Source organism: Aeromonas sp. (assembly GCF_050633025.1).
In the GTDB taxonomy this organism is placed as follows: Bacteria; Pseudomonadota; Gammaproteobacteria; order Enterobacterales; family Aeromonadaceae; genus Aeromonas.
This window is the reverse complement of sequence record NZ_JBODRQ010000002.1, coordinates 32,088-56,408: the sequence shown is the minus strand read 5'-3', so window position 1 is coordinate 56,408 and position 24,321 is coordinate 32,088. Positions and strand designations below refer to the sequence as shown.

Genomic DNA, 24,321 nt, shown 5'->3' with positions numbered 1-24,321 from the left:
ATTTATTTTGTTGTCATTTACGCTCGAAAAGTGCGCGTACTTCCCGCGAGGGCGGTGTCGTCAGCAGGCTCACCGTGATAAAGACCACCAGCGCCAGCGCGAGGCTTGGCACGATGGCGTGCAGGCCAGCCAGCTTGATCCCCCACTGACTCAGTGCCCCATAGCTGACGATGCCGCTGACCATGCTGGCCAGCGCGCCCGAGCCGTTCGCCCGCGACCAGTAGAGGCCGAGCACCAGCGGCCAGAGGAACACCGCCTGCAGACCGCCAAAGGCGAGTAGGTTGAGCCAGATGATCATCTCGGGCGGTTGCAGCGCCGCCAGCAGTACCAGGGTGCCCAAGATCAGGGTGCAGAGCAGGGAGAGGCGCGGAATGTGCACCTCCAGCTTCTCCTGCTTTGGATTGAGATAGTTGAGATAGAGATCCTTGACCAGGGTGGCGGAGGCCTGGATAAGTTGAGAGTCGATGGTGGACATGATGGCCGCCATCGGCGCCGCCAGAAAGACCCCGGCCAGCCAGGGGGGCAGCACTTCCATCATCAGGGAGGGCATGATCTTGTCCGGGCTATCCATGCCCGGCAGGATGGCGCGGCCAAGGGCACCCGCCAGATGCATGCCGAACATCAGCAGGGCGCTGACCACGGTGCCGATCAGAATGCCGCGATGGAGCGCCTTGCTGTCGCGATAGCCAAAGCAGCGCAGTGCCGAGTGGGGCAGCCCTACCACCCCGACACAGACCAGGATCCAGAAGCTCAGCATGAAGGGCTGGGTCAGCATGTCGCCGGCCCCTTGCGGGCTGACCAGTTTGGGGTCGATCTCCCTGAGCTGGTGGATGAGGTTCGGCAGGCCGTCACCGGCAATCAAAATCCCCGCCAGCAAGGCGCCGGTGCCGATCAGCATGATGATCCCCTGCAGGGCATCGGTCATCACCACCGCGCGGAAGCCGCCGATGATGGTGTAGAGCAGTACGCAGCTGGCAAACAGCATCAATCCCTGCTGGTAGGAGAGGCCGGTGGCGGTCTCCAGCAGGCGGGCGCCGCCGATAAACTGCACCACCATGGTCGCGATAAAGGCGAGGATGATAGTAACGGAGCCGAGGATCACCACTGCCTTGCTCTGATAGCGGGCCCACAGCATGTCGTTGATGGTCACCGCATTGACCCGGCGGGCGATGATGGCGAACTTCTTGCCCAGTACTCCTAGAGTGAGCCAGACGGTGGGCAGCTGGATCATCGCCAGCAGCACCCAGCCCAGACCAATCTTGTAGGCTGCACCCGGCCCACCGATAAAGGAGGAGGCCGAGGTGTAGGTGGCCACCAGCGTCATCGCCAGCACCAGCCCGCCCATGCTGCGGTTGCCGATGAAGTACTCCTGCACGAAGTTGCCTTCGGCGCGATGGCGACTGGCCCAAAACCCGACCCCCAGCACCAGCACCAGATAGATGAAGAGTGGCAGCATCAACTCAAGATTCATGGGATGACTCCTTGCCGGAAGGGGTGTGGGTATCGAGGGGGATCTCCACAAATAGCCGGTTCACCATCAGGGCGCAGAGCAGAATGAACAGCAGCGGCATCACCATGCAGCTGAGCAGGAACCAGAGCGGGATGTCCCACAACTCCAGATGGACTGGGATGAAATAGGCGGTGCCATACCAGGCAAAGAAGTAGAGCAGGGTCAGCAGCAGACAAAAAGCGGCTTCCCGGCGGGCGAGAGCAAAACGGTTCACCTTGGCCTCCGACAAATTTGAGGGGCGCAAGGATAACAAAAAAGGGCCATGCCGCCATTAATGTTGAACCGTTAGGGGCCATAAACCATGGTTATCTGATGTGAAAGGATCAGAAGCCAATGGATTGGTTCCAGATTTTTATATTTTTCACAGGGCATTATTTATATATGGCGTAATGTGACGTGGTTCGTCAGCCATTGAGCAACCGGATTAAAATCGTTCATCGCTTTGTGCAGCAAAGAAAAGGGGGCTACTCAGAGCCCCCATGCCAGATGCGATGTTAATCAGGTCAGGCTTGCTGCCAGCTTTCGATACTGCGCTGGATGCCTGCATCGTCCAGACCGAGCAGGGCATAGATCTCCTGCTGGGTGCCCTGTTCCACGAAGCGATCCGGCAGGCCGAGGTTGAGTACCGGCTTGCACTGCTTGTTGCGCATCAGCAGCTCGTTCACAGCCGAACCGGCGCCGCCCATGATGGCATTGTCTTCGATGGTGACGAAGTGATCGTGGCTGGCCGCCAGCGACAGCACCAGCGCCTCATCCATCGGTTTGACGAAGCGCATGTCCACCAGAGTGGCATCCAGTGCCTCTGCAGCCGCTTTCGCGTGGTGCAGCAGGGTACCAAAGGCCAGAATAGCGGTGCCCTTGCCCTCTCTCAGGATTCGTCCCTTGCCAAGCGCCAGCGCCTGCATTTCTGACGAGATGGGGGCGTCGCTCAGGCTGCTGCCGCGCGGATAGCGCACTGCGGCAGGGCCTTGATGGAGATAGCCGGTATAGAGCATCTGGCGGCACTCATTCTCATCAGATGGCGTCATCACCACCATGTTGGGCACGGTGCGCAGGAAGCTGATGTCGAACGCACCCTGATGGGTCGGGCCATCGGCACCCACCAGACCGGCCCGGTCGATGGCGAACAGCACCGGCAGGTCTTGCAGCGCCACATCGTGGATCACCTGATCGTAGGCGCGCTGCAGGAAGCTCGAATAGATAGCGACCACCGGCTTCTTGTCGGCGATGGCAAGACCTGCGGCGAAAGTGACTGCATGCTGTTCGGCAATCGCCACATCGAAGTAGCGATCCGGATACTGCTGGCTGAATTTTACCAGCCCTGAGCCTTCGCGCATGGCGGGGGTGATACCGACCAGCTTCTCGTCTTTGGCGGCCATGTCGCACAGCCATTGGCCAAAGATGGCGGAGAAGGTGGGTTTGGCGCTGCTCGCCTTGGGCAGGGAGCACTCGTCCGGATTGAACTTGGGCACGGCGTGGTAACCGATGGGGTCTTTCTCCGCCGGCTCGTAACCCTTGCCCTTCTTGGTTTTGACGTGCAGCAGTTGCGGGCCCTTGAGGTTGCGCATGTTGCGCAGGGTCTCGACCAGTGCCTCGATATCGTGGCCGTCAATGGGGCCGATATAGTTGAAACCGAACTCCTCGAACAGAGTACCGGGCACTACCATCCCCTTGAGGTGCTCCTCGGCCCGCTTGGCCAGCTCCTTGACCGGCGGCAGACCCGCCAGCACCTTCTTGCCGCCTTCGCGGATGGTGGTGTAGAGCTTGCCGGACATGACTCGGGCCAGATGATTGTTCAGCGCTCCGACATTCTCGGAGATGGACATCTCGTTGTCGTTGAGGATCACCAGCATGTCCTTGTGGACGTCACCGGCGTGATTGAGTGCTTCAAAAGCCATCCCCGCCGTGATGGCGCCATCACCGATCACCGCCACCACCTTGCGCCCCAGCCCTTCACTCTCGGCGGCGACTGCCATGCCGAGTGCCGCACCGATGGAGGTGCTGGAGTGGCCGACGGATAGCACGTCGTACTCGCTTTCGCCGCGCCAGGGGAAGGGGTGCAGACCATCCTTCTGACGGATGGTGTGGATCTGATCACGGCGCCCGGTCAGGATCTTGTGGGGATAGGCTTGATGGCCCACATCCCAGATCAGCCGATCGAACGGGGTGTTGTAGACGTAGTGCAGGGCTACGGTCAGTTCGACCGTGCCGAGACCGGAGGCAAAGTGTCCGCTGGAGCGGCTGACTGAGCGCAGCAGATATTCGCGCAGCTCGTTGCACAGCACCGGTAGCCGCTCTTTGGGCAGGGAACGCAGCTCTATCGGGGTGTCCGCGAGGGCCAGGTTGGGGAAATTGCTAATATCAACGCTCATTTTTTAACTGTTATCCAGCGTTTAGTGGGTTCGCTCGATGATGTAATCGGCGAACGCTTCCAGAATGTCGGTATTGTAGGGCAAGGATTGCAGGGCTGTTAAGGCTTTCCCATGCAGTTCGCGAGCCAGCTCACGGGCTTTTTCGAGTCCAAGAAGAGCCGGATAGGTACTCTTCTCCAGCGTCAGATCGGAGCCCTGCGGTTTGCCCAGAGTGGCGGTATCACCTGTGATGTCGAGGATGTCATCCTGCACCTGGAAGGCGAGGCCAATCGCAGCGGCGTAGGTTTGCAGTGCAGCCAGCGTGGCGTCATCGACATCGGCTTTGCACAGGGCGCCGAGCGCCACGGCACATTCAATCAGCGAACCGGTCTTGTGGCTGTGTACCTGCTCCAGTTCGGCAAGCGTGATCTGGCGCCCTTCAGCTTGCAGGTCCAGCGCTTGACCGCCACACATACCCAGATAGCCGGAGGCGCGGGCGAGGGTACTCAGCATCCGCACCCGGTTGGCCATCAAGGTATCGGGCATGGGGTGATCGGCCAGAATGGAAAACGCCAGGGTCTGCAGCGCATCACCGGCCAGAATCGCGGTTCCTTCGTCAAACGCCTTGTGAACGGTTGGCTGACCACGACGCAGGTCGTCGTTATCCATGGCGGGCAGATCATCGTGCAGCAGGGAGTAGGCGTGGATGCACTCCACGGCAGCCGCGGGGCCATCCAGCAGTTCGCTCTTTACCCCCAGCATCTCGCCGACCGCGTAGACCAGAAACGGGCGAACCCGCTTACCGCCCAGCAGCAGGCCATAACTCATGGCATCGCGCAGGCGCGGCGCCATGGCGGGCAAGGATTCAAGTTGTGCTGACAGACAGTCGTCAATACGCTGACGATGCAGACGGGAAAAATGGTCCAGCGCCACTCACTCTTCTCCTTGTTCTGGTTGTTCTGGCTGGAAGGGGGCGAGCTGGTCACTGCCATCGGCTTGACTGAGCAGGATCTGGATCTTCTGATCGGCCTGTTCCAGCTTCTGTTGGCCGGCACGCACCAGATGGACTCCTTGCTCGAACTGTTTGAGTGCCTCTTCCAGAGGGAGGGAACCTTGTTCCAGCTGATGAACGATAGTTTCCAGCTCTTCCAGAGTGGCATCAAAACTCAGACGCTCGATTTTTTTACAGGCCATGTCCATCCTCGGGAATTAAAAAAAACGGCTTATATTAACATTGACCGTCCACTGGGGGGAGGCAGAAAAGCATTGGCTCCTCAAACTCTCGCTAAACTGGTCGATAATGAGCCATCATGCATCACTAATGTATGCTTGCCGCATAAGTCGCAATAGCAGAAAATTCAACAGACTATAAATAGACATAAGAACCGGTGACAGGAGTAGGGATGTGGATCTAGGCAGTCTGATAGGGATAGTGCTGGGTTTCGGGGTGGTGGTGTACGGGATGCTGCTGGGCGGGCCCATGAGCATGTACGTGGATATGCCATCGGTCTACATCACCATATTTGGTTCCATCTTCATCGCCATGATGAAGTTTAACCTTGGCCAGTTTCTGATGGCATTTAAGGTGGCGGGCAAAGCCTTTATGTACAAGGGCGACAAGCTTGAAGACCTGATCACCAAAGCCGTTGAACTGGCTGATGCGGCTCGCAAAGGTGGCTTTCTGGCGCTGGAGGCTGCAGAGATCCCCAATGCATTTATGAAAAAAGGGATCGACATGCTGGTGGATGGTCACGATGCTGATGTGGTGCGTGCCGTGATGGAAAAGGATATCGACCTGACAGCCGAGCGCCATGTCATTGCCATCAAGGTATTCCGTACCCTTGGGGATCTGGGCCCTGCCATGGGGATGATAGGTACGTTGGTGGGTCTGGTGGCCATGCTGGCCAACATGAGTGATCCCAAGTCGATCGGCCCGGCGATGGCGGTGGCCTTGCTGACCACTCTGTACGGGGCTATTGAGGCCAATATGTTGGCGATCCCGATAGCAGACAAGCTGGAACTGCGCAGCGGGGAGGAAAAGCTCAGTCGTACCCTGATCCTTGATGCGATTATGGGGATTCAGGATGGTCAGAATCCGCGGGTGATCCAGTCCATGCTGCAGAATTATCTCAACCAGTCCAAACGTAATACCGGCACCGAGTAGGGGGCGTTATGTCTGATTGCAAGTGCCCGCCACCAGGGCTTCCCGGTTACATGGGAACCTTTGCCGACCTGATGTCCCTGTTGATGTGCTTCTTCGTGTTGCTGCTCTCCTTTGCCGAGATGGATGTGCAGAAGTTCAAGCAGCTAGCCGGTTCCATGGATAAGGCATTCGGGGTACAGAATATCCTCGAGGTGAAAGATATCCCCAAGGGCACCTCGGTGATTGCCCAGGAGTTCAGACCCGGTCGCCCTGAGCCTACGCCGATTGATACCGTGATGCAGCAGACTATCGATATGACCCAGACTGAGCTGGATTTTTTGCCCGGTGACTCGGATCAGGCCGGTGGTCAGGACAAGACGGATGGCAAGTTGACGGGGGGGGATACCGCTCAGGATGCGAAGAAGGCGCAGCAGCAGTCAAATACCCTGGCAAAAGCTCTCGCCGAACAGCTGAAAGATCAGATTCAGGATGGTGCCATCGAAATTGAGGCGTTGGGTCAGCAAATCATTATCCGGATCAGGGAAAAGGCGTCGTTCCCGGCCGGTTCGGCGTTTTTGCAGCCCCAGTTCTGGCCGGTCATTCGCAAGGTTGCGACCCTGCTCAAGGATGTGCCGGGTGAAATCACCATTTCCGGTCACACCGACAACGTGGCGACCGAAGATGAGCTGTTCCAGTCCAACTGGGAGCTGTCGTCCCAGCGGGCGGTGGCGGTGGCGCACCAGATGCTGAAGGTCCCCGGTTTTGATCAGGGGCGGCTGGTGGTACAGGGGATGGCGGACTCCCAACCATTGGTGCCCAATACCACCCCGGAAAATCGTCGGATGAACCGGCGGGTGGAGATCGCCATCATGCAGGGTAAACCAACCGTTTCGGCCCCCATTTCCGTACCGGAAGGGAAGTAAGGGGGTAATGTCGATGACGCAAGTGGGATCTGCATCAGGGGGCTGACGTGGATTTTGTGTTGGCTTCATATTAAGATGCCTCATCCGAACCGATTGCTGCGGCCTCCTTGTAGATGGCCGCAGTTTCTATATTCAAGCAACCCAGGTTTCGACTATGAATCATACTCCGATGACTGTTCGCGGCGCTGAGAAGCTGCGCGAAGAGCTCGATTATCTCAAGACCGAGCTTCGTCCCCAGATTATCGAAGCGATTGCCGATGCCCGTGAGCACGGCGATCTGAAGGAAAACGCCGAATACCATGCCGCTCGCGAGCAGCAGGGGTTCTGTGAAGGCCGCATTCAGGAGATTGAAGCCAAGCTCTCCAATGCCCAGGTGATCGATGTCACCAAGATGGCCAACAACGGCCGCGTTATTTTTGGCGCGACCGTGACTCTGCTCAAGAGCGAGACAGAGGAAGAGGTTGTTTACCGCATCGTGGGTGACGATGAGGCTGATATCAAACAGAACCTTATCTCCGTCAACTCCCCCATTGCCCGCGCCCTGATTGGCAAGGAAGTGGACGATGTTGCAATCGTCAAGACGCCGGGCGGTGATGTGGAATACGAAGTACTGGAAGTCGCTTATATCTAAGCGAATGCTACAGACGATGAAACAGGGGGGCTGGTGCTCCCCTGTTTGTCTTTATCTATATGATTGTTTATACAAATCAGGGCAGATATGCCTCGGTAAAGGCGTCCTGATGGCGCTGGAACAACCAGTGGCGCAGCCGTTCGATGTTGCTCTCGCTCATTTGAAAGCTCAGTGCCCAAGTGGCATGCTCGGCATTGGCTTTGATGCGCCTTACCAGTCGTCCCTGCAGTGGAAGAGGGGCCTCTTGCTCGATGCAGAGCTTGCCGTTGATGGGGGTATCGGCCACCATGTCGGTTGGCAAATTTTCCACGATGAGGCCGTTGAGGGAGAGGCTGAGCACCTGAAACAGGCCCAGGTCGCTGCAAAGCTTGGCTTTTTGGGTGAGACGCCAGGCACGCGGTTGGGCAAACCCTAGCTCCCTGATGACTGGTGCAGATAACCGGGGCTCGACGAAGCCATCTTCCCCTTGGGTAAAGCTCAGGGGAAAACGCAGCTGATGGCCTGCGAAGCGAGCTTCGAGTACAAGGTGTTCGGCTTTTTGCAGCAAGCCAAGCATGGGGGCATCGAGGTGACCACTCAGAACATGGGTGTCCTGATTGCTCCCCAAGTCCCGCAGCATGGCCAGCTCATCGTCGGTCAGAATAGGATGGTGAGCCATAATGCGTGTCCGGAAGTATTCATCGCAGGTTAAGGGCTTTGCGACTACTTTGGCAAGCGACTCGGGAAGAAGTGGAATAAGGAAAGAGCGATGCTCTTTCCTTTTACTTGCGGGGCAGCTGGATTTTGGGTTCGTTGGCTTGACGATAAATGGTCAGCACATGACCCATGCTTTGCACCTTGATTGAACCGGTTTCACGGACGATAGCATCCATAACCAGTTGTTTCATTTCGCGATCTTCAGAGGCAACCTTAACCTTGATCAGCTCGTGATGGTTCAGTGCCAGATCGATCTCGGCCAGTACACCTTCGGTCAGACCATGCTGACCCAGCAGGACGACAGGCTTGAGGCTATGGGCAAGGCCCTTGAGGTACTGTTTCTGTTTATTGTTGAGAATCATCGCAATTTCTTCATAAGTCAGGGTTGAAAGGGGCGTATTCTACCCCCACTTAGCCCTTAATACTAATAACCCTTGTGGTTTTTTAAAGTCGATTATCATGACCCAGAAAAAACGTTCCCCCAGTTCAACTCGCTGGTTAAAAGAACATTTCGACGATCAATACGTCAAAAAAGCCCAGAAAATGGGCCTGCGTTCTCGTGCTGTTTTCAAGATTGACGAGATCCAGGGCAAGGATCGCTTGCTGAAACATGGCATGACCGTAGTGGATTTGGGGGCAGCCCCCGGTGGTTGGTCCCAGTTCGCGGTTGAACAGGTTGGTGATTCGGGTCGCGTTATCGCATGTGACATTTTGCCGATGGATCCCATTGCTGGTGTCGATTTCCTGCAAGGGGACTTTCGGGAGGAAACTGTACTCGGCGCTTTGCTGGAAAGAGTGGGTCCCGACAAGGTCGATGTCGTGATGTCTGATATGGCGCCCAACATGAGCGGTACCCAGCAGGTGGATCAGGCTCGCGCCATGTATCTGGTCGAGCTGGCGCTGGACATGTGCAATCAGGTATTGCGTAGTGACGGCAGTTTCGTGGTGAAGGTGTTTCAGGGAGAGGGCTTTGATGCCTATCTCAATGAAATTCGTAAACTTTTCTCCGCTGTCAAAATTCGTAAACCAGACTCATCCCGCGCCAGATCACGGGAAGTCTACATTGTGGCTACCGGTTTTAAACTGTAGTACCCTAACCTTCATCGTTAACTGTCAGTCTGCGAGGTTACTGATTTGAGTGACATGGCGAAAAACTTAATCCTGTGGCTGGTCATCGCCGTCGTTTTGATGTCGGTGTTCAATAGCTTCAGCCCCAGCGATACCACCAGTCGCCAGCTGGACTATTCCAGCTTCGTTAAAGAGGTGACCCAAGAGCAGATCCGTGAAGTGCGGATGGACGGTAAGGTCATTAATGGCGTCAAGCGTACTGGTGAACGATTCACCACCATCATCCCTGCGCCGGATCCCCAGCTGCTCAACGACATGCTCAATCACAATGTCAAAGTGATGGGCGAGAAGCCGGAAGAGCCGTCTCTGTTGACCTCTATCTTCATCTCCTGGTTCCCGATGCTGCTGCTGATCGGTGTCTGGGTCTTCTTCATGCGTCAGATGCAGGGCGGCGGTGGCAAAGGTGCCATGTCGTTCGGCAAGAGCAAGGCTCGCCTGATGAGTGAAGATCAGATCAAGACAACCTTTGCCGATGTAGCTGGTTGCGATGAAGCCAAGGAAGAGGTGAAGGAGCTGGTCGACTATCTGCGCGACCCGAGCAAATTCCAGAAACTGGGTGGCAAGATCCCGACTGGCGTACTGCTGGTAGGTCCTCCCGGTACCGGTAAAACCCTGCTGGCCAAGGCCATTGCGGGCGAGGCCAAGGTGCCATTCTTCACCATCTCAGGTTCCGATTTCGTGGAGATGTTCGTCGGTGTCGGTGCCTCCCGGGTGCGTGACATGTTCGAACAGGCCAAGAAATCTTCCCCCTGCATCATCTTCATCGATGAAATTGATGCGGTTGGTCGCCAGCGTGGCGCCGGTCTGGGTGGTGGTCATGATGAACGTGAGCAGACCCTTAACCAGATGCTGGTTGAGATGGATGGTTTTGAAGGCAATGAAGGCATTATCGTCATCGCTGCCACCAACCGTCCTGACGTACTGGATCCGGCACTGCTGCGTCCGGGCCGTTTCGACCGTCAGGTGGTGGTCGGTCTGCCGGATGTCCGTGGTCGCGAGCAGATCCTGAAAGTGCACATGCGCAAAGTTCCGTTGGCGGATGACGTCAATCCGGCGCTGATTGCCCGTGGTACCCCCGGTTTCTCCGGTGCGGATTTGGCGAACCTGGTCAACGAAGCTGCCCTCTTCTCTGCCCGTGAGAGCCGCCGAGTGGTCTCCATGGCCGAGTTCGAGAAGGCCAAGGACAAGATCATGATGGGTGCGGAACGCCGCTCCATGGTGATGAAAGAGTCCGAAAAAGAGATGACTGCGTATCATGAAGCCGGTCACGCCATCATTGGTCGTCTCGTTCCTGACCATGACCCGGTTTACAAGGTCTCTATCATTCCGCGCGGTCGTGCGCTGGGTGTGACCATGTATCTGCCGGAGCAGGATCGCTGGAGCCACTCCAAGCAGCATCTGGAGTCCATGATCTCCAGCCTGTATGGCGGTCGTCTGGCAGAAGAGCTGATCTACGGAGCCGAGAAGGTATCTACCGGTGCGTCCAACGACATCGAACGAGCTACCGATATCGCACGCAAGATGGTGACCCAGTGGGGGATGTCCGAGCGTCTCGGCCCCATGCTCTACGCGGAAGAAGATGGCGAGGTGTTCCTCGGTCGCAGCATGGCCAAGGCCAAGCACATGTCCGACGATACCGCTCGCGTTATCGATGCCGAAGTCAAGCAGGTCATCGACCGCAACTACGCCCGTTCCAAGCAGATCCTGCTGGATAATATGGACGTGTTGCACAGCATGAAAGATGCTCTGATGAAGTACGAGACCATCGACGCCAAACAGATCGATGATCTGATGGCCCGTCGCGAGGTTCGTGCTCCGAGCAACTGGCATGACGAGCACGGTGATACCCCGCAAGGCGGCTCCACTGTAGCTGCCGAGGCCAATCCTGCCGATGAGGCTGCACCGGTGGCGGATGTCACTATCGACAAAGCCAACGACGCGCCGGCCAAATAATCGTGACTCTCCAAACCCCGGGCTTGCCCGGGGTTTTTCTTTATCAGATGGACATGAAAATGCAGTTAACCAGCAAGGGGCTCAGCCTCTCCCTCGATCGTCCCCATGTGATGGGGATCCTCAATGTAACGCCCGACTCCTTCTCTGATGGCGGTAATTTCAACCAGTTTGAACGGGCAATGGCCCATGCGCGCCAGATGGTCTCTGACGGTGCGACCCTCATCGACATCGGTGGCGAGTCAACCCGCCCTGGTGCGCCCGATGTGAGCGAGCAGGAGGAGCTGGACAGGGTCATTCCTGTCGTGGAACAGATGGTCCGTGAGCTGGATGTGATGATCTCCCTCGATACCTCCAAAGCGGCTGTGATGCGGGAGGGTTGCAAGGTGGGTGCCCATCTGATCAACGATGTGCGGGCACTGCAAGAACCTGGAGCACTGCAAGCCGCGGCCGAAGCTCGGGTTCCGGTCTGTCTGATGCATATGCAGGGGCAGCCGAGAACCATGCAGGTCGAGCCGCACTATGAGGACCTGATCGGGGAGGTACGCGCCTTTTTTGATGAGCGTATTGCGACTTGTCTGACGGTCGGGATCCGTCGTGAAGAGCTGTTGCTGGATCCGGGATATGGCTTTGGCAAGACCCTTACCCACAACTATCAGCTGTTGGCGGCTCAAAAGGAACTGCTTGATTATGGCTTGCCGCTATTGGTGGGGATGTCGCGAAAGTCTATGATAGGCAACTTGCTGGGCCGTCCGGTGGATGAGCGTCTGGCGGGCAGTCTTGCATGCGCCCTTATCGGCATGCAGCATGGAGCCCGAATCATCAGGGTACACGATGTAAGGGAGACCATGGACGCATTGCGCGTCGGTTGGCTGGCAATGACGGGACAAGATTTTATTTCCAGATAATAAAGAGAACAGACAATGGCAAGAAAGTATTTCGGTACCGATGGTGTGCGCGGCAAGGTTGGCGAATACCCGATCACCCCTGATTTTGTAATGAAATTGGGTTGGGCTGCCGGCAAGGTGCTCTCCAAGAAGGGCACCAAAAAGGTGCTGATTGGCAAGGATACCCGCATCTCCGGTTACATGCTGGAATCCGCGCTGGAAGCGGGGCTCTCCGCGGCAGGTCTTAAAGCCATTCTGATGGGGCCCATGCCCACGCCGGCGGTTGCCTACCTGACTCGCACTTTCCGTGCCGAAGCTGGCATCGTCATCAGCGCCTCACACAATCCCTTCTATGACAACGGCATCAAGTTTTTCTCCGCTGACGGCACCAAGCTGCCCGATGATGTCGAGCTGGCAATCGAAGCCGAGCTGGATCACGAGCTCAAGTGTGTCGAGTCGGCCGAACTTGGCAAAGCGGTGCGCATTGATGATGCTGCCGGTCGCTATATCGAATTCTGCAAGAGCACCTTCCCCTCCCATATGAATCTGGATGGGGTGAAAATGGTGGTCGACTGTGGCCACGGCGCTACTTACCACATTGCGCCGTCGGTTTTCCGCGAGCTGGGTGCCGAAGTGATCACCATGGGCTGTGCCCCGGATGGTCTCAACATCAACGATGGTGTCGGTTCGACTGCGCCTGACGCACTGGTTGCCAAGGTGCTGGAGTGCAAGGCCGATCTGGGGGTTGCCTTTGATGGTGATGGTGACCGTCTGATCATGGTCGACCATACCGGCTATCTCATCGACGGTGATGAAGTGCTCTATATCATCGCGCGCGATGCCCTGCGCAATGGTCGCCTCAAAGGCGGTGTTGTCGGCACCCTGATGGCCAATATGGGTCTGGAGCTGGCGCTGCAAACCCTGGGCATTCCGTTTGCCCGTGCCAAGGTGGGTGACCGCTATGTGCTGGAGATGATGGAAGAGAAGGGCTGGCGCATCGGTGGCGAGAACTCCGGCCACATTATCTGTCTGGATCAGACCACTACGGGTGATGGCATCGTAGCCGCCTTGCAGGTCCTTAGTGCCATGCGCAGTGCCGAGATGCCGCTGGCCAAGCTGCGCTCCGGCATAGCTAAGTTCCCGCAGGTTCTGGTGAATGTTCGCTTTGCCGAAGGCAAGGATCCGCTGACCGCTGATGCTGTCATGGCTGAGGTTGCCAAGGTGGAACAGGAGCTGGCTGGTCGTGGTCGCGTACTGTTGCGTAAATCAGGTACCGAACCGCTGATCCGGGTCATGGTCGAAGGGGAGCATGAACAGCAGGTGCGTGACATGGCTCAGCGCATCGCCAAGCAGGTTGAATCGTCGTTTTAATGAACAGCCAGGGCGGCTTTTTAGCCGTCCTGGTTGTATCTTGTTCAAACGATTCAAAAATTTAAAAATAGTACTTGTCAGCTGAGCATCCTCTGGATATTATCAGCCCCGCTTTCGCAAGGGAGTTGCCGATGGGACATCGCAAGCCGTTTGTAGCAGCCAACTGGAAGTTGCACGGTAGTAGGTCGCAGTTAGAGCAGTTTACGAGTCAGTGTCTAAACGGCGTTGACGGAAAAGTAGATGTGGTTCTCTGTCCTTCCCATGTGCATCTCGATTTTAGTGCTTCATTGTTCAATGAGCAGATGGTAATAAAGTTGGGGGCTCAGAATGTGAGTCAGCACGCTACTGGCGCTTACACCGGAGAAATCTCGTGTCAGATGCTGGTTGAGGCAGGGTGTCGTTACGTATTGGTAGGGCACTCCGAGCGCAGGCGTCTCTTTGGTGAGACCAGTTTTATCGTCGCAGAGAAGTTTGCGGCAGCCAGAGCGGCAGGCTTGATTCCCATCCTCTGTTTAGGTGAGTCAGGTGCGGCTAGGCAGGCGAGAAGAGCCTTCGAGGTGATCGCTGAAGAGCTGGATATCGTCATAGAGAAAAATGGCGCGATGGCTTTCGATAATGCTATCATCGCCTACGAGCCGATTTGGGCTGTAGGTACAGGTAAATGCGCCACACCCGAGCAGGCACAAGAGGTTCATTCCTTTATACGTGGTCGCTTGGCGGAGGATACTCCGGTAATAGGTGAAAAAGTTAGAATCATCTATGGTGGGAGCGTAACGCCGAGCAACGCGAGAGATTTGTTTGCACAGCCCGACATTGATGGCGGACTGATTGGCGGAGCAAGCCTCGATAGCGATGCGTTTTTAGGAATTGTTGAAGCGGCAAAGGGTGCAAGTTAAATGTACGAGATTCTTTTAGTCGTTTATCTGCTGGTGTCACTGGCTCTGATTGGTCTGGTGATGATTCAGCAAGGTAAAGGGGCTGATATGGGCGCCTCCTTCGGCGCAGGGGCATCGAACACAGTATTTGGCTCCGGTGGTTCAGGCAGTTTCCTGACCCGAACAACAGCATTTTTGGCTACTCTGTTCTTCGTAATCAGCCTGCTGCTCGGCTCTATGTCAAGCAACAAGGTCAAGCAGGGTAGTGAGTGGGAAAATCTGCAACAGACTCAACAGGTTGAGCAGACCAAGGCGCCAGTGAAGAAAGATACTGACGTTCCCGAGTAAGAGTTTTGCCGTGGTGGTGGAATTGGTAGACACGCTATCTTGAGGGGGTAGTGCTCTAGGGTGTGCGGGTTCGAGTCCCGCCCACGGCACCAATTAAGCAGTGACCCGGGTAACCGGGATGTTATAGCCAGGTCAGTCTTGTATGAAAAGAGTGAAGTGGCTATAATCTCGCACGATTTCGGACGCGGGGTGGAGCAGCATGGTAGCTCGTCGGGCTCATAACCCGAAGGTCGTCGGTTCAAATCCGGCCCCCGCAACCAAATTTCACGCGTTTCCTACGCTCAGGAAGGCGGTCGCTGCGAGGCGACAATCAGGGTAAAGCGCCAAGCCCCGATTTGACATCGGGGCTTTTTGTTATGTGCGATTTACTCTGAATCGATCTCTATCTGGGCTTTGTGCCCTTTTTTTGTTTTTCGGAGGGTGACTTTGGCTACGTTGGAACAACGTTTGACCGATCTGCTCGAGGCTCCGGTCGTTGCCTTGGGTTTTGAACTTTGGGGTATTGAGTTTATCCGTGCGGGTAAACACTCCACCTTGCGCGTCTATATCGATGGCGAGCAGGGTGTGACCGTTGAGAATTGTGCTGAGGTTAGCCATCAGGTTGGCGCCATTATGGACGTAGAAGATCCCATCACCGAGGAGTATTACCTCGAGGTATCTTCCCCGGGTCTGGATCGCCCCCTGTTCAAGGTTGCCCAGTTCGAAAAATACGTTGGCCAAGAGGCGGCGGTAACGCTTCGGATGGCAACAAATAACCGCCGCAAGTTCAAAGGCGTAATCAAAACCGTGCAGGGCGACATGATTACTCTGACGGTAGATGGTAAGGACGAAGTGTTGGCTTTCACCAATATCCAAAAAGCGAACATAGTGCCGAACTTTGGTTAACGAGGCTATCGGATATGAATAAAGAGATTTTGCTGGTCGTTGACGCAGTATCCAACGAGAAAGCGGTACCCCGCGAGAAGATCTTCCAGGCTCTGGAGACTGCGCTGGCGACTGCGACCAAGAAGAAATATGAAGGCGAGATTGAAGTGCGCGTTGAAATCGATCGCAAGACCGGTGACTACGACACTTATCGCCGTTGGGTGGTGATTGCGGATCAAGCCGCAATGGAGAATCCTTACGCCGAGATCACTCTGGAAGCTGCCCAAATCGAGCAGCCGGAGATCCAGATCGGTGAGTACGTTGAAGACCAGATTGATTCCGTTACCTTCGACCGTATTACGACCCAGACTGCCAAGCAGGTTATCGTGCAGAAAGTGCGCGAAGCCGAGCGCTCACAAGTCGTTGACCAGTTCAAGGACAAAGAAGGCACCATCATCAGCGGCGTGGTCAAGAAGAGCAACCGCGACAACGTCATCTTGGATCTGGGCAGCAATGCCGAGGCCGTGATCTTCCGCGACGACATGCTGCCGCGTGAAACCTTCCGCCCGGGCGACCGTGTCCGTGGCCTGCTCTATGCAGTACGTCCGGAAGCCCGTGGTTCCCAGCTGTTTGTTAGCCGCTCCAGCCCTGACTTCCTGAAAGAGCTGTTCCGCATCGAAGTACCGGAAATCGGTGAAGAGATGATCGAAATCATGGGCGCAGCCCGTGATCCGGGTTCCCGCGCCAAGATTGCGGTGAAGACCAACGATCGTCGTATCGACCCGATCGGTGCCTGTATCGGTATGCGTGGCGCTCGTGTGCAAGCTGTTTCCACCGAGTTGAGCGGTGAGCGTGCCGACATCGTGCTGTACGATGACAACCCCGCCCAGTACGTGATCAATGCCATGGCGCCTGCCGATGTGGCCTCCATCATTGTTGATGAAGACAACCACACTATGGATATCGCCGTGGAAGCAGCCAACTTGGCTCAGGCCATCGGTCGCAACGGTCAGAACGTGCGTCTGGCCTCCCAGCTGACCGGTTGGGAGCTGAACGTGATGACCGTCGAGGACATGCGTGCCAAGCACCAGGCCGAAAACGACCGCATCATGAACCTGTTCACCAGCACTCTGGATATCGACGACGATTTCGCCGGTCTGCTGATGGAAGAGGGCTTCTCTACCCTGGAAGAGATCGCCTTTGTACCGGTCAACGAGCTGCTGGCTATCGACGGTCTGGATGAAGACATGGTTGAAGAGCTGCGCAAGCGCGCCAAAGATGCCCTGACTACCAAGGCACTGGCCAAAGAGGAGTCCTTCGATGGCGTTGAGCCGTCTGAAGACCTGCTCAATCTGAACGGTCTGAGCCGCGAACTGGCTTACGCCATGGCCGGTCGTGGTGTTGGCACCCTGGAAGATTTGGCTGAGCAAGGTATCGATGACCTTGCTGGTATTGAAGGGCTGACTGCCGAGAAGGCTGGTGAGCTCATTATGGCTGCTCGCAATATCTGTTGGTTTGGGGAAGAGCAGTCTTAAGTAAGATCAAACGGAGGAAAATGAATGGCAGAAGTATCAGTCAAACAACTTGCCACTGACATCGACACACCGGTTGATCGTCTTCTCCAGCAGCTTGTCGATGCCGGTATCAGCAAGAGCAAGGCCGACGACATGGTCAGCGAGTCTGAAAAGCAGGCTCTGCTGGCACACCTGAAGAAACAGCATGGAGGTGACGAGGTTGCCGCTCCTGCTCGCATGACTTTGCAGCGCAAGACCAAGAGCACCATCAGCGTGCAGGGTACTGGCGGCAAGAACAAAGAAGTGCAGGTAGAAGTACGCAAATCTCGCACCTATGTAAGACGTTCGGCGTTGGAAGAAGAACAGCGTCAGGCGGAAGCCGAGGAAACAGCGCGTTTGGAAGCAGAAGCAAAAGCTCGTAGCGAGGCCGAAGAGAAGGCCCGTCTCGAAGCGGAAGAGAAGGCTCGCCGTGAGGCTGAGCAGGCTCGTCGTGAAGCTGAGGAAAAGGCGCGGATCGAGGCACAACAAAAGGCTCGACAGGCTCAACAGCCCGCCAAAGCAGCCAGTAGCACAGCTCAGCAAGAGGCAGAAAAGATGGCCAAGCGCGAAGCAGAAGAACTGAAGCGCCAACAGGAACAGACAGCTTTGCAAAAAGCTGAAGAGCTCGCCGCCAAGAAAGCCGAAGAGGCTCGTCTCATGGCAGAGCAGAATGCAGCCCGCTGGGCTGAAGAAGAAGCGGCACGCGCCAAAGAGAGCAGCGACTACCACGTGACCACCTCCAAGCATGCCCAGGCGGCTGAAGATGAGCTGGATCGTAAGGAAGAGAGCAGTCGTCGTACTGCCGCTGCGGCCAAAGGGCCGAAGAAAGCAGGCCGTCGTGATGATGATCGCAACGACCGCAACTCACGTGATCCCCGCGCCCGTAAGGGCAAGCGTGGCAAGGTGGCTACCCCGAACGCCATGAAGCACGGCTTCAACAAGCCGGCTGCCGCTGTTAACCGTGATGTCATCATCGGCGAGACCATCACAGTGGCCGAGCTGGCCAACAAGATGGCCGTCAAGGGCGTTGAAGTCATCAAGGTGATGATGAAGATGGGTGCCATGGCCACCATCAACCAGGTGATCGATCAGGAGACTGCTCAGCTGGTCGCCGAGGAGATGGGTCACAAGGTTGTGCTGCGTCGTGAGAACGAGCTGGAAGAGGCGGTGCTGTCCGATCGTGACGAGACCTCCGAAGCCAAGCCGCGCGCACCGGTCGTTACCATCATGGGTCACGTTGACCACGGTAAGACCTCGCTGCTCGACTACATTCGTAAAGCCAAGGTTGCTGCTGGCGAAGCCGGTGGTATTACCCAGCATATCGGTGCTTACCACGTACAGACCGACAGCGGCATGATCACCTTCCTGGATACTCCGGGTCACGCGGCGTTTACCTCCATGCGTGCTCGTGGTGCCAAGGCGACCGATATCGTGGTTCTGGTTGTTGCAGCTGACGACGGCGTGATGCCGCAAACCATCGAAGCTATCCAGCACGCCAAGGCGGCCGGTGTACCGCTGGTTGTTGCGGTCAACAAGATCGACAAGCCTGAAGCGGATCCGGATCGCGTCAAGACCGAACTGGCCCGTTACAACGTCATGTCCGAAGATTGGGGCGGTGACTGCCAGTTCGTGCACGTGTCCGCCAAGTCCGGCGAAGGCATCGACGACCTGCTGGAAGCCATCCTGATCCAGGCTGAAGTACTGGAGCTGAAAGCGGTGGTTGATGGCATGGCCAACGGTGTGGTCATCGAATCCTTCCTGGATAAAGGTCGTGGTCCGGTTGCTACCGTACTGGTACAAGAAGGTACTCTGCGTCAGGGCGACATCGTGCTGTGTGGTCTCGAGTACGGCCGAGTTCGCGCCATGCGTGACGAACTGGGTCGCGAGATCAAGGAAGCGGGCCCGTCCCTGCCGGTGGAAATCCTGGGTCTGTCCGGCGTTCCCTCTGCCGGTGACGAAGCGACTGTGGTTCGTGACGAGAAGAAAGCCCGTGAAGTGGCGCTCTATCGTCAGGGCAAGTTCCGCGAAGTCAAGCTGGCTCGCCAGCAGAAGGCCAAGCTGGAAAACATGTTCGCCAACATGACCGAGGGCGAAGTCTCCGAAGTGAACGTGGTGATCAAGGCCGACGTACAGGGTTCTGTGGAAGCGATCTGCGATGCGCTGGTCAAGCTCTCCACCGACGAAGTGAAGGTGAAGATCGTGGGTTCCGGCGTAGGTGGTATCACCGAAACCGACGCGACTCTGGCTGCTGCATCCAGCGCCATCCTGGTTGGCTTCAACGTCCGTGCCGATGCTTCTGCTCGCAAGGTTATCGAAGCCGAGAGCCTGGATCTACGTTATTACTCCGTCATCTATGACCTGATCGACGAAGTGAAGCAGGCCATGAGCGGCAAGCTGGCTCCCGAGTATCGTCAGGAGATCATCGGTCTGGCCGAAGTGCGCAGCGTCTTCAAATCACCGAAGTTTGGCGCAGTTGCCGGCTGTATGGTTACCGAAGGTGTGGTCAAGCGCTCCAACCGTATTCGCGTTCTGCGCGACAACGTGGTTATCTATGAAGGCGAGCTGGAATCCCTGCGTCGCTTCAAGGATGACGTCAACGAAGTCAAGAACGGCTACGAGTGTGGTATCGCGGTCAAGAACTACAACGACGTACGCGAAGGCGACCAGATCGAAGTTTACGAGACCGTTGAAATCCAACGGACTCTGTAAGCCGAGAGTCAGACAAAATAGGGGGCCATGGCCCCCTTTTATCGTAGGATAGAATATGGCCAGAGAATTCAGCCGGACCCGTCGGGTCGGACAGCAGATCCAGCGTGAAATCGCGCTGATCCTGCAGCGTGAGGTGAAAGACCCGCGCATCGGCATGGTGACCGTTTCCGATGTGGAAGTGTCCCGTGACCTTAACTACGCCAAGATTTATGTCACCTTCTTGCAGCTGGAAAATGATGCCGAGCGCATCAAGGAAGGGCTCAAGGCGTTGACTGAAGCGGCCGGTTACATCCGTAGCCTGCTGGGCAGTGCCATGCGTCTGCGCGTGGTGCCCGAGTTGCGTTTTTTCTATGATCAGACGTTGGTTGAGGGGATGCGTCTTTCCAACCTGGTGACCAATACCATCCGTGAAGACAAGCGCCGCATGGCGGAGTCAGGTCGTGACGAAGAGTCCGACGTGGCTGCGGATGATAACGCTGAGGATAAAGGCTGAGATGACTCGAAGACGTCGTTTCAAGGGCCGTGATGTGCACGGCATTCTGCTGCTGGACAAACCGACCGGGCTGACCTCCAACGATGTGTTGCAGAAGGTCAAGCGTATCTATAACGCCGCCAAGGCCGGTCACACCGGTGCGCTGGATCCGCTGGCGACCGGCATGCTGCCGATCTGCCTCGGCGAGGCCACCAAGTTTTCCCAGTATCTGCTGGATGCCGACAAGCGTTACGAAGTGACGGCCAAATTGGGAGAGCGCACCAACACCAGCGATTCCGATGGTGAAGTGGTTGCGACCCGTCCGGTTAATGTGGCAGTGGGGACCCTGATTGAAGCGTTGGACCAGTTCCGCGGCCCCATCATGCAGGTGCCCTCCATGTACTCCGCGCTCAAGCACAACGGCCGTCCGCTCTACGAGTATGCCCGCGAGGGGATCGAGATTGAGCGTGAAGCCCGCCCCATCACCATTTTCGAGCTGAAACTGCTGAGCTTCGAAGGGGACGAGGTGAAGCTCGAAGTGCACTGCAGCAAGGGCACCTACATCCGCTCTCTGGTGGATGATCTGGGTGAAGTGCTGGGTTGTGGTGCTCACGTCTCCCAACTGCGTCGTACTCAGGTTGCCAGCTATCCGTATGATCGGATGCTGACTCTGGAGCAGCTCGAGTGCATCTTCGAGCAGGCCAAGGCCGAGAGCATCCCGCCGCGCGAGCAGCTGGATCCGCTGCTGCTGCCGATGGATACCGCCGTGGCATCCCTGCCCGAGGTGAACATGCTGGCGGTTGTGGCTGCCTATGTGAATCAGGGCCAGGCCGTGCAGGTGGCGGGTGCGCCGCAAAGCGGTCAGGTTCGCATGACGGTCGGCCCGGAGCGCGAGTTCATCGGGGTTGGCGAGATTGATGATGATGGCCGTGTCGCGCCCAAGCGACTGGTGCGTTATCACGACGAGGAGTGATCCTCAGGCGGTATCAGGGCGTCTTTCCCGTTGCGCCTCTTTATCGTTGCGAAAAGGGGCAGGGACGATTATGATACCGCCCTCATTTCACGGCTGAATTAGAGATTGGCTGTGAACCTTTAAACACTCTACTGGAGTAATACCATGTCTCTAAATGCTGAGATCAAAGCTTCCATCGTTGCTGACAACGCTCGTTGCGCCAACGACACTGGCTCCCCCGAAGTGCAAGTTGCCCTGCTGACTGCCCAGATCAACCATCTGCAAGGTCACTTCAAAGAGCACTCCAAGGACCACCACGGTCGTCGCGGTCTGCTGCGCATGGTTTCCCAGCGTCGTAAGCTGCTGGACTACCTGAAGCGTAAAGACGTTCAGCGTTACGCTGCTCTGATCGCCAAGCTGGGTCTGCGTCGTTAATCGACCATCAGATTTCGCGAAAAAGGGGAACCGTTAGGTTCCCCTTTTTTTATTGCTCTTCAAGCCGTTGCCTGCCTCACAGAATTCGCGTCGCCGCTTACCTTTTGCATCGAATCAAGTATACTTGTGCGCGAATTTAAAGAGCCAAATTGTAAAAAGGAAATTCACGTGAATCCTATTGTAAAGTCATTCCAGTACGGTCAACACACCGTCACTCTGGAAACCGGTGTGATGGCCCGTCAAGCCACTGCGGCCGTAATGGTCAGCATGGACGATACCTGCGTATTTGTGACCGTAGTTGGCAAGAAAGAGGCCGATCACGGCCGTGATTTCTTCCCGCTGACCGTCAACTACCAGGAGCGTACCTATGCTGCTGGTCGTATCCCGGGTGGTTTCTTCCGTCGTGAAGGCCGTCCGAGCGAAGGCGAGACCCTCATCTCCCGTCTGATCGACCGTCCTATTCGTCCGCTGTTCCCGGAAGGCTTCCTCAATGAGGTTCAGGTCGTTGCGACCGTCATGTCCGTGAATCCGGCCGTATCCCCCGACATCGTTGCCATGATCGGTGCCTCCGCGGCGCTGGCCATCTCCGGTATCCCGTTTGGCGGCCCGATCGGCGCGGCTCGCGTGGGTTACATGAACGGTCAGTATGTGCTGAACCCGACCACCACCGAACTGCCGCAGAGCGATCTGGATCTGGTGGTTGCCGGTACTGCCAACGCGGTACTGATGGTTGAGTCCGAAGCGGCTATCCTCTCCGAAGAGGTAATGCTGGGCGCCGTGGTATACGGTCACGACCAGATGCAGACCGTGATCAATGCGATCAACGAGTTTGCCGCTGCCGTCGGCACCAAGCCGTGGGATTGGACTGCTCCTGCCATCAACGAAGCGCTGAAAGCCAAGGTTGCCGAGCTGGCGAGCGCCGAGCTGGGTGAAGCCTACCGCATCACCGAGAAGGCTGTTCGTTACGAAACCATCGCTGCCATCAAGGGTCGTGTGGTTGAGCAAGTTATCGCTTCCGGCGTGGAAGAAGATGCCAAGAAGATCGGCGAAGAGTTCCACAGTCTGGAAAGCCGCATCGTTCGTGGTCGCGTAGTACGTGGTGAGCCGCGTATCGATGGTCGCGATCCGGAAATGATCCGCGCCCTGAGCGTAGGCACCGGTATTCTGCCCCGTGCTCACGGTTCTGCCCTGTTCACCCGTGGTGAAACTCAGGCTATCGTGGTTGCCACTCTGGGTACCGAGCGTGACGCCCAGAACATCGACGAGCTGACAGGCAACCGTGCCGATCGTTTCATGCTGCACTACAACTTCCCGCCATACTGCGTTGGTGAGACCGGCATGATGGGTAGTCCGAAGCGTCGCGAAATCGGCCACGGCCGTCTGGCCAAGCGCGGCGTTGCTGCCGTGATGCCGAGCGCCGCCGAGTTCCCGTACGTGGTGCGCGTGGTGTCTGAAATCACCGAATCCAACGGTTCCTCCTCCATGGCCTCTGTCTGTGGTTCCTCTCTGGCACTGATGGATGCCGGTGTGCCGATCAAGGCCTCCGTTGCCGGTATCGCCATGGGTCTGGTGAAGGAAGAAGAAGGTTTCGTCGTGCTGTCCGACATTCTGGGTGACGAAGATCACCTGGGCGACATGGACTTCAAAGTAGCCGGTACTACCGAAGGTGTGACCGCGCTGCAGATGGACATCAAGATCGAAGGCATCACCAAAGAGATCATGGAGATTGCGCTGAAGCAAGCTCGTGGCGCTCGTCTGCACATCCTGAAAGTGATGGATGAAGCTATCCAGGCTCCGCGTGCCCAGATCTCCGATTTCGCACCGCGTATCCACACCATCAAGATCAATCCTGAGAAGATCAAGGACGTGATCGGTAAGGGTGGTTCCGTGATCCGTGCGCTGACCGAAGAGACCGGCACCAACATCGAGCTGGATGATGACGGTACTGTACGTATCTCCGCCGTGGCCAACGAAGCCGCCATGGAAGCGATCCGTCGCATCGAGGCCATCACCGCCGAGATCGAAGTGAACCGCATCTATGAAGGTAAAGTTGTTCGTCTGGCCGATTTCGGTGCATTCGTCAACATTCTGCCGGGCAAAGATGGTCTGGTACACATCTCCCAGATCACCGATGCTCGCGTGCAGAACGTGGCTGACCACCTGACCATCGGTGACGTGGTCAAGGTGAAGGTACTGGAAGTGGACCGTCAGGGCCGCGTACGTCTCTCCATCAAGGAAGCGAACGCCCCGACCGAAGCAGCAGCACCTGCTGCTGACGCCGCTCCGGCCGCTGAAGAAGCGCCTGCTGCAGAGTAATCTGCTAGCCTGATACCGGATCGGTTCCGGTTGATGTAAAAAGTCCGGCTCCCCTTGGGGAGCCGGACTTTTTTATGGGCAATGGCGGAGATCCCGGTCAAAGGAGTTATCTGCCGAGGATGGCAGGATGCATCTCCTGCAATGGAAATGGTAAATAAGAACATCGAGATAAAAAAGAGCCTGCGATTGCAGGCTCTTTTGCTGAAA

Annotated in this window: 23 protein-coding genes and 2 tRNA genes; 18 read left to right on the top strand and 7 right to left on the bottom strand. The window is 56.7% G+C overall.

Features of this window, described 5'->3' with window-relative positions:
* Nucleotides 1–13 precede the first annotated feature (13 nt).
* The 5 genes from panF to xseB all read right to left on the bottom strand — a co-directional run bounded on the left by panF (nt 14) and on the right by xseB (nt 5,055).
* Entirely contained in the window at nt 14–1,471 is a 1,458-nt protein-coding gene (gene panF, locus ACRAUW_RS00620) for a sodium/pantothenate symporter (RefSeq protein ID WP_431360746.1), read from the bottom strand.
* Nucleotides 1,461–1,724 carry a YhdT family protein gene (locus tag ACRAUW_RS00615; RefSeq protein ID WP_431360745.1) on the bottom strand — a complete coding sequence of 88 codons (264 nt, stop codon included), beginning with the start codon at nt 1,722–1,724 and terminating at the stop codon, nt 1,461–1,463. The genes panF and ACRAUW_RS00615 overlap by 11 nt, the downstream gene beginning before the upstream one ends.
* Nucleotides 1,725–2,013: 289 nt before the next feature.
* Nucleotides 2,014–3,882: a 1-deoxy-D-xylulose-5-phosphate synthase gene (dxs, locus tag ACRAUW_RS00610; RefSeq protein ID WP_431360744.1), complete on the bottom strand. Its 1,869-nt coding sequence runs from the start codon at nt 3,880–3,882 to the stop codon at nt 2,014–2,016.
* 21 nt (nt 3,883–3,903) lie between these two features.
* Nucleotides 3,904–4,794, bottom strand: a complete 891-nt coding sequence (gene ispA, locus ACRAUW_RS00605) for a (2E,6E)-farnesyl diphosphate synthase (protein WP_431360743.1) — start codon at nt 4,792–4,794, stop codon at nt 3,904–3,906.
* Nucleotides 4,795–5,055 carry an exodeoxyribonuclease VII small subunit gene (gene xseB, locus ACRAUW_RS00600; protein ID WP_431360742.1) on the bottom strand — a complete coding sequence of 87 codons (261 nt, stop codon included), beginning with the start codon at nt 5,053–5,055 and terminating at the stop codon, nt 4,795–4,797.
* A gap of 211 nt (nt 5,056–5,266) precedes the next feature.
* Here xseB and pomA point away from each other — a divergent pair, with 211 nt between their 5' ends.
* The 3 genes from pomA (at nt 5,267) to greA (ending at nt 7,558) form a co-directional block, all read left to right on the top strand.
* The gene (pomA, locus tag ACRAUW_RS00595; RefSeq protein ID WP_431360741.1) at nt 5,267–6,025 is read left to right on the top strand and encodes a flagellar motor protein PomA; all 759 of its coding nucleotides are present in this window, start codon (nt 5,267–5,269) and stop codon (nt 6,023–6,025) included.
* A gap of 8 nt (nt 6,026–6,033) precedes the next feature.
* Complete coding sequence (locus ACRAUW_RS00590) at nt 6,034–6,927, top strand: flagellar motor protein MotB (protein WP_431360740.1); 894 nt, start codon at nt 6,034–6,036, stop codon at nt 6,925–6,927.
* A gap of 154 nt (nt 6,928–7,081) precedes the next feature.
* Nucleotides 7,082–7,558 (top strand): transcription elongation factor GreA, encoded by a 477-nt coding sequence (greA, locus tag ACRAUW_RS00585; protein ID WP_431360739.1) that lies wholly within the window; start codon nt 7,082–7,084, stop codon nt 7,556–7,558.
* Between the two features lie 76 nt (nt 7,559–7,634).
* On the opposite strand, the gene ACRAUW_RS00580 is transcribed toward greA, so the two are convergent.
* Both ACRAUW_RS00580 and yhbY read right to left on the bottom strand, forming a co-directional pair.
* On the bottom strand, nt 7,635–8,216 hold the full coding sequence (locus ACRAUW_RS00580; protein WP_431360738.1) for a PilZ domain-containing protein: 582 nt from the start codon (nt 8,214–8,216) through the stop codon (nt 7,635–7,637).
* 103 nt (nt 8,217–8,319) lie between these two features.
* Nucleotides 8,320–8,616: a ribosome assembly RNA-binding protein YhbY gene (yhbY, locus tag ACRAUW_RS00575; protein ID WP_005338829.1), complete on the bottom strand. Its 297-nt coding sequence runs from the start codon at nt 8,614–8,616 to the stop codon at nt 8,320–8,322.
* A 97-nt stretch (nt 8,617–8,713) separates the two neighbouring features.
* Between yhbY and rlmE the strand changes: the two genes are divergently transcribed.
* From rlmE to pnp, 15 genes are all read left to right on the top strand, one after another.
* Nucleotides 8,714–9,343 (top strand): 23S rRNA (uridine(2552)-2'-O)-methyltransferase RlmE, encoded by a 630-nt coding sequence (rlmE, locus tag ACRAUW_RS00570; RefSeq protein WP_005338828.1) that lies wholly within the window; start codon nt 8,714–8,716, stop codon nt 9,341–9,343.
* Nucleotides 9,344–9,388: 45 nt separating this feature from the next.
* Nucleotides 9,389–11,335 (top strand): ATP-dependent zinc metalloprotease FtsH, encoded by a 1,947-nt coding sequence (gene ftsH / locus ACRAUW_RS00565; protein WP_005338827.1) that lies wholly within the window; start codon nt 9,389–9,391, stop codon nt 11,333–11,335.
* A gap of 59 nt (nt 11,336–11,394) precedes the next feature.
* A complete protein-coding gene (gene folP, locus ACRAUW_RS00560; protein WP_431360737.1) occupies nt 11,395–12,240 on the top strand; it encodes a dihydropteroate synthase in 846 nt (281 codons plus the stop codon).
* A 15-nt stretch (nt 12,241–12,255) separates the two neighbouring features.
* Nucleotides 12,256–13,590, top strand: coding sequence for a phosphoglucosamine mutase (gene glmM, locus ACRAUW_RS00555; protein WP_431360736.1), 1,335 nt, complete (start codon nt 12,256–12,258; stop codon nt 13,588–13,590).
* A 131-nt stretch (nt 13,591–13,721) separates the two neighbouring features.
* A complete protein-coding gene (gene tpiA, locus ACRAUW_RS00550; protein ID WP_431360735.1) occupies nt 13,722–14,486 on the top strand; it encodes a triose-phosphate isomerase in 765 nt (254 codons plus the stop codon).
* A complete protein-coding gene (secG, locus tag ACRAUW_RS00545; protein ID WP_431360734.1) occupies nt 14,487–14,813 on the top strand; it encodes a preprotein translocase subunit SecG in 327 nt (108 codons plus the stop codon).
* 7 nt (nt 14,814–14,820) lie between these two features.
* Nucleotides 14,821–14,905, top strand: a tRNA-Leu gene (locus tag ACRAUW_RS00540).
* A gap of 91 nt (nt 14,906–14,996) precedes the next feature.
* Nucleotides 14,997–15,073, top strand: a tRNA-Met gene (locus ACRAUW_RS00535).
* Between the two features lie 166 nt (nt 15,074–15,239).
* On the top strand, nt 15,240–15,698 hold the full coding sequence (gene rimP, locus ACRAUW_RS00530) for a ribosome maturation factor RimP (protein ID WP_431360733.1): 459 nt from the start codon (nt 15,240–15,242) through the stop codon (nt 15,696–15,698).
* A gap of 14 nt (nt 15,699–15,712) precedes the next feature.
* The gene (gene nusA / locus ACRAUW_RS00525) at nt 15,713–17,212 is read left to right on the top strand and encodes a transcription termination factor NusA (protein WP_431360732.1); all 1,500 of its coding nucleotides are present in this window, start codon (nt 15,713–15,715) and stop codon (nt 17,210–17,212) included.
* 24 nt (nt 17,213–17,236) lie between these two features.
* On the top strand, nt 17,237–19,939 hold the full coding sequence (infB, locus tag ACRAUW_RS00520; RefSeq protein WP_431360731.1) for a translation initiation factor IF-2: 2,703 nt from the start codon (nt 17,237–17,239) through the stop codon (nt 19,937–19,939).
* Nucleotides 19,940–19,994: 55 nt separating this feature from the next.
* A complete protein-coding gene (gene rbfA, locus ACRAUW_RS00515; RefSeq protein WP_431360730.1) occupies nt 19,995–20,432 on the top strand; it encodes a 30S ribosome-binding factor RbfA in 438 nt (145 codons plus the stop codon).
* A 1-nt stretch (nt 20,433) separates the two neighbouring features.
* Nucleotides 20,434–21,384, top strand: a complete 951-nt coding sequence (gene truB, locus ACRAUW_RS00510; RefSeq protein ID WP_431360729.1) for a tRNA pseudouridine(55) synthase TruB — start codon at nt 20,434–20,436, stop codon at nt 21,382–21,384.
* Nucleotides 21,385–21,528: 144 nt separating this feature from the next.
* On the top strand, nt 21,529–21,798 hold the full coding sequence (gene rpsO, locus ACRAUW_RS00505) for a 30S ribosomal protein S15 (protein WP_005326646.1): 270 nt from the start codon (nt 21,529–21,531) through the stop codon (nt 21,796–21,798).
* Nucleotides 21,799–21,966: 168 nt separating this feature from the next.
* A complete protein-coding gene (pnp, locus tag ACRAUW_RS00500) occupies nt 21,967–24,114 on the top strand; it encodes a polyribonucleotide nucleotidyltransferase (RefSeq protein WP_431360728.1) in 2,148 nt (715 codons plus the stop codon).
* Nucleotides 24,115–24,321: the final 207 nt, after the last annotated feature.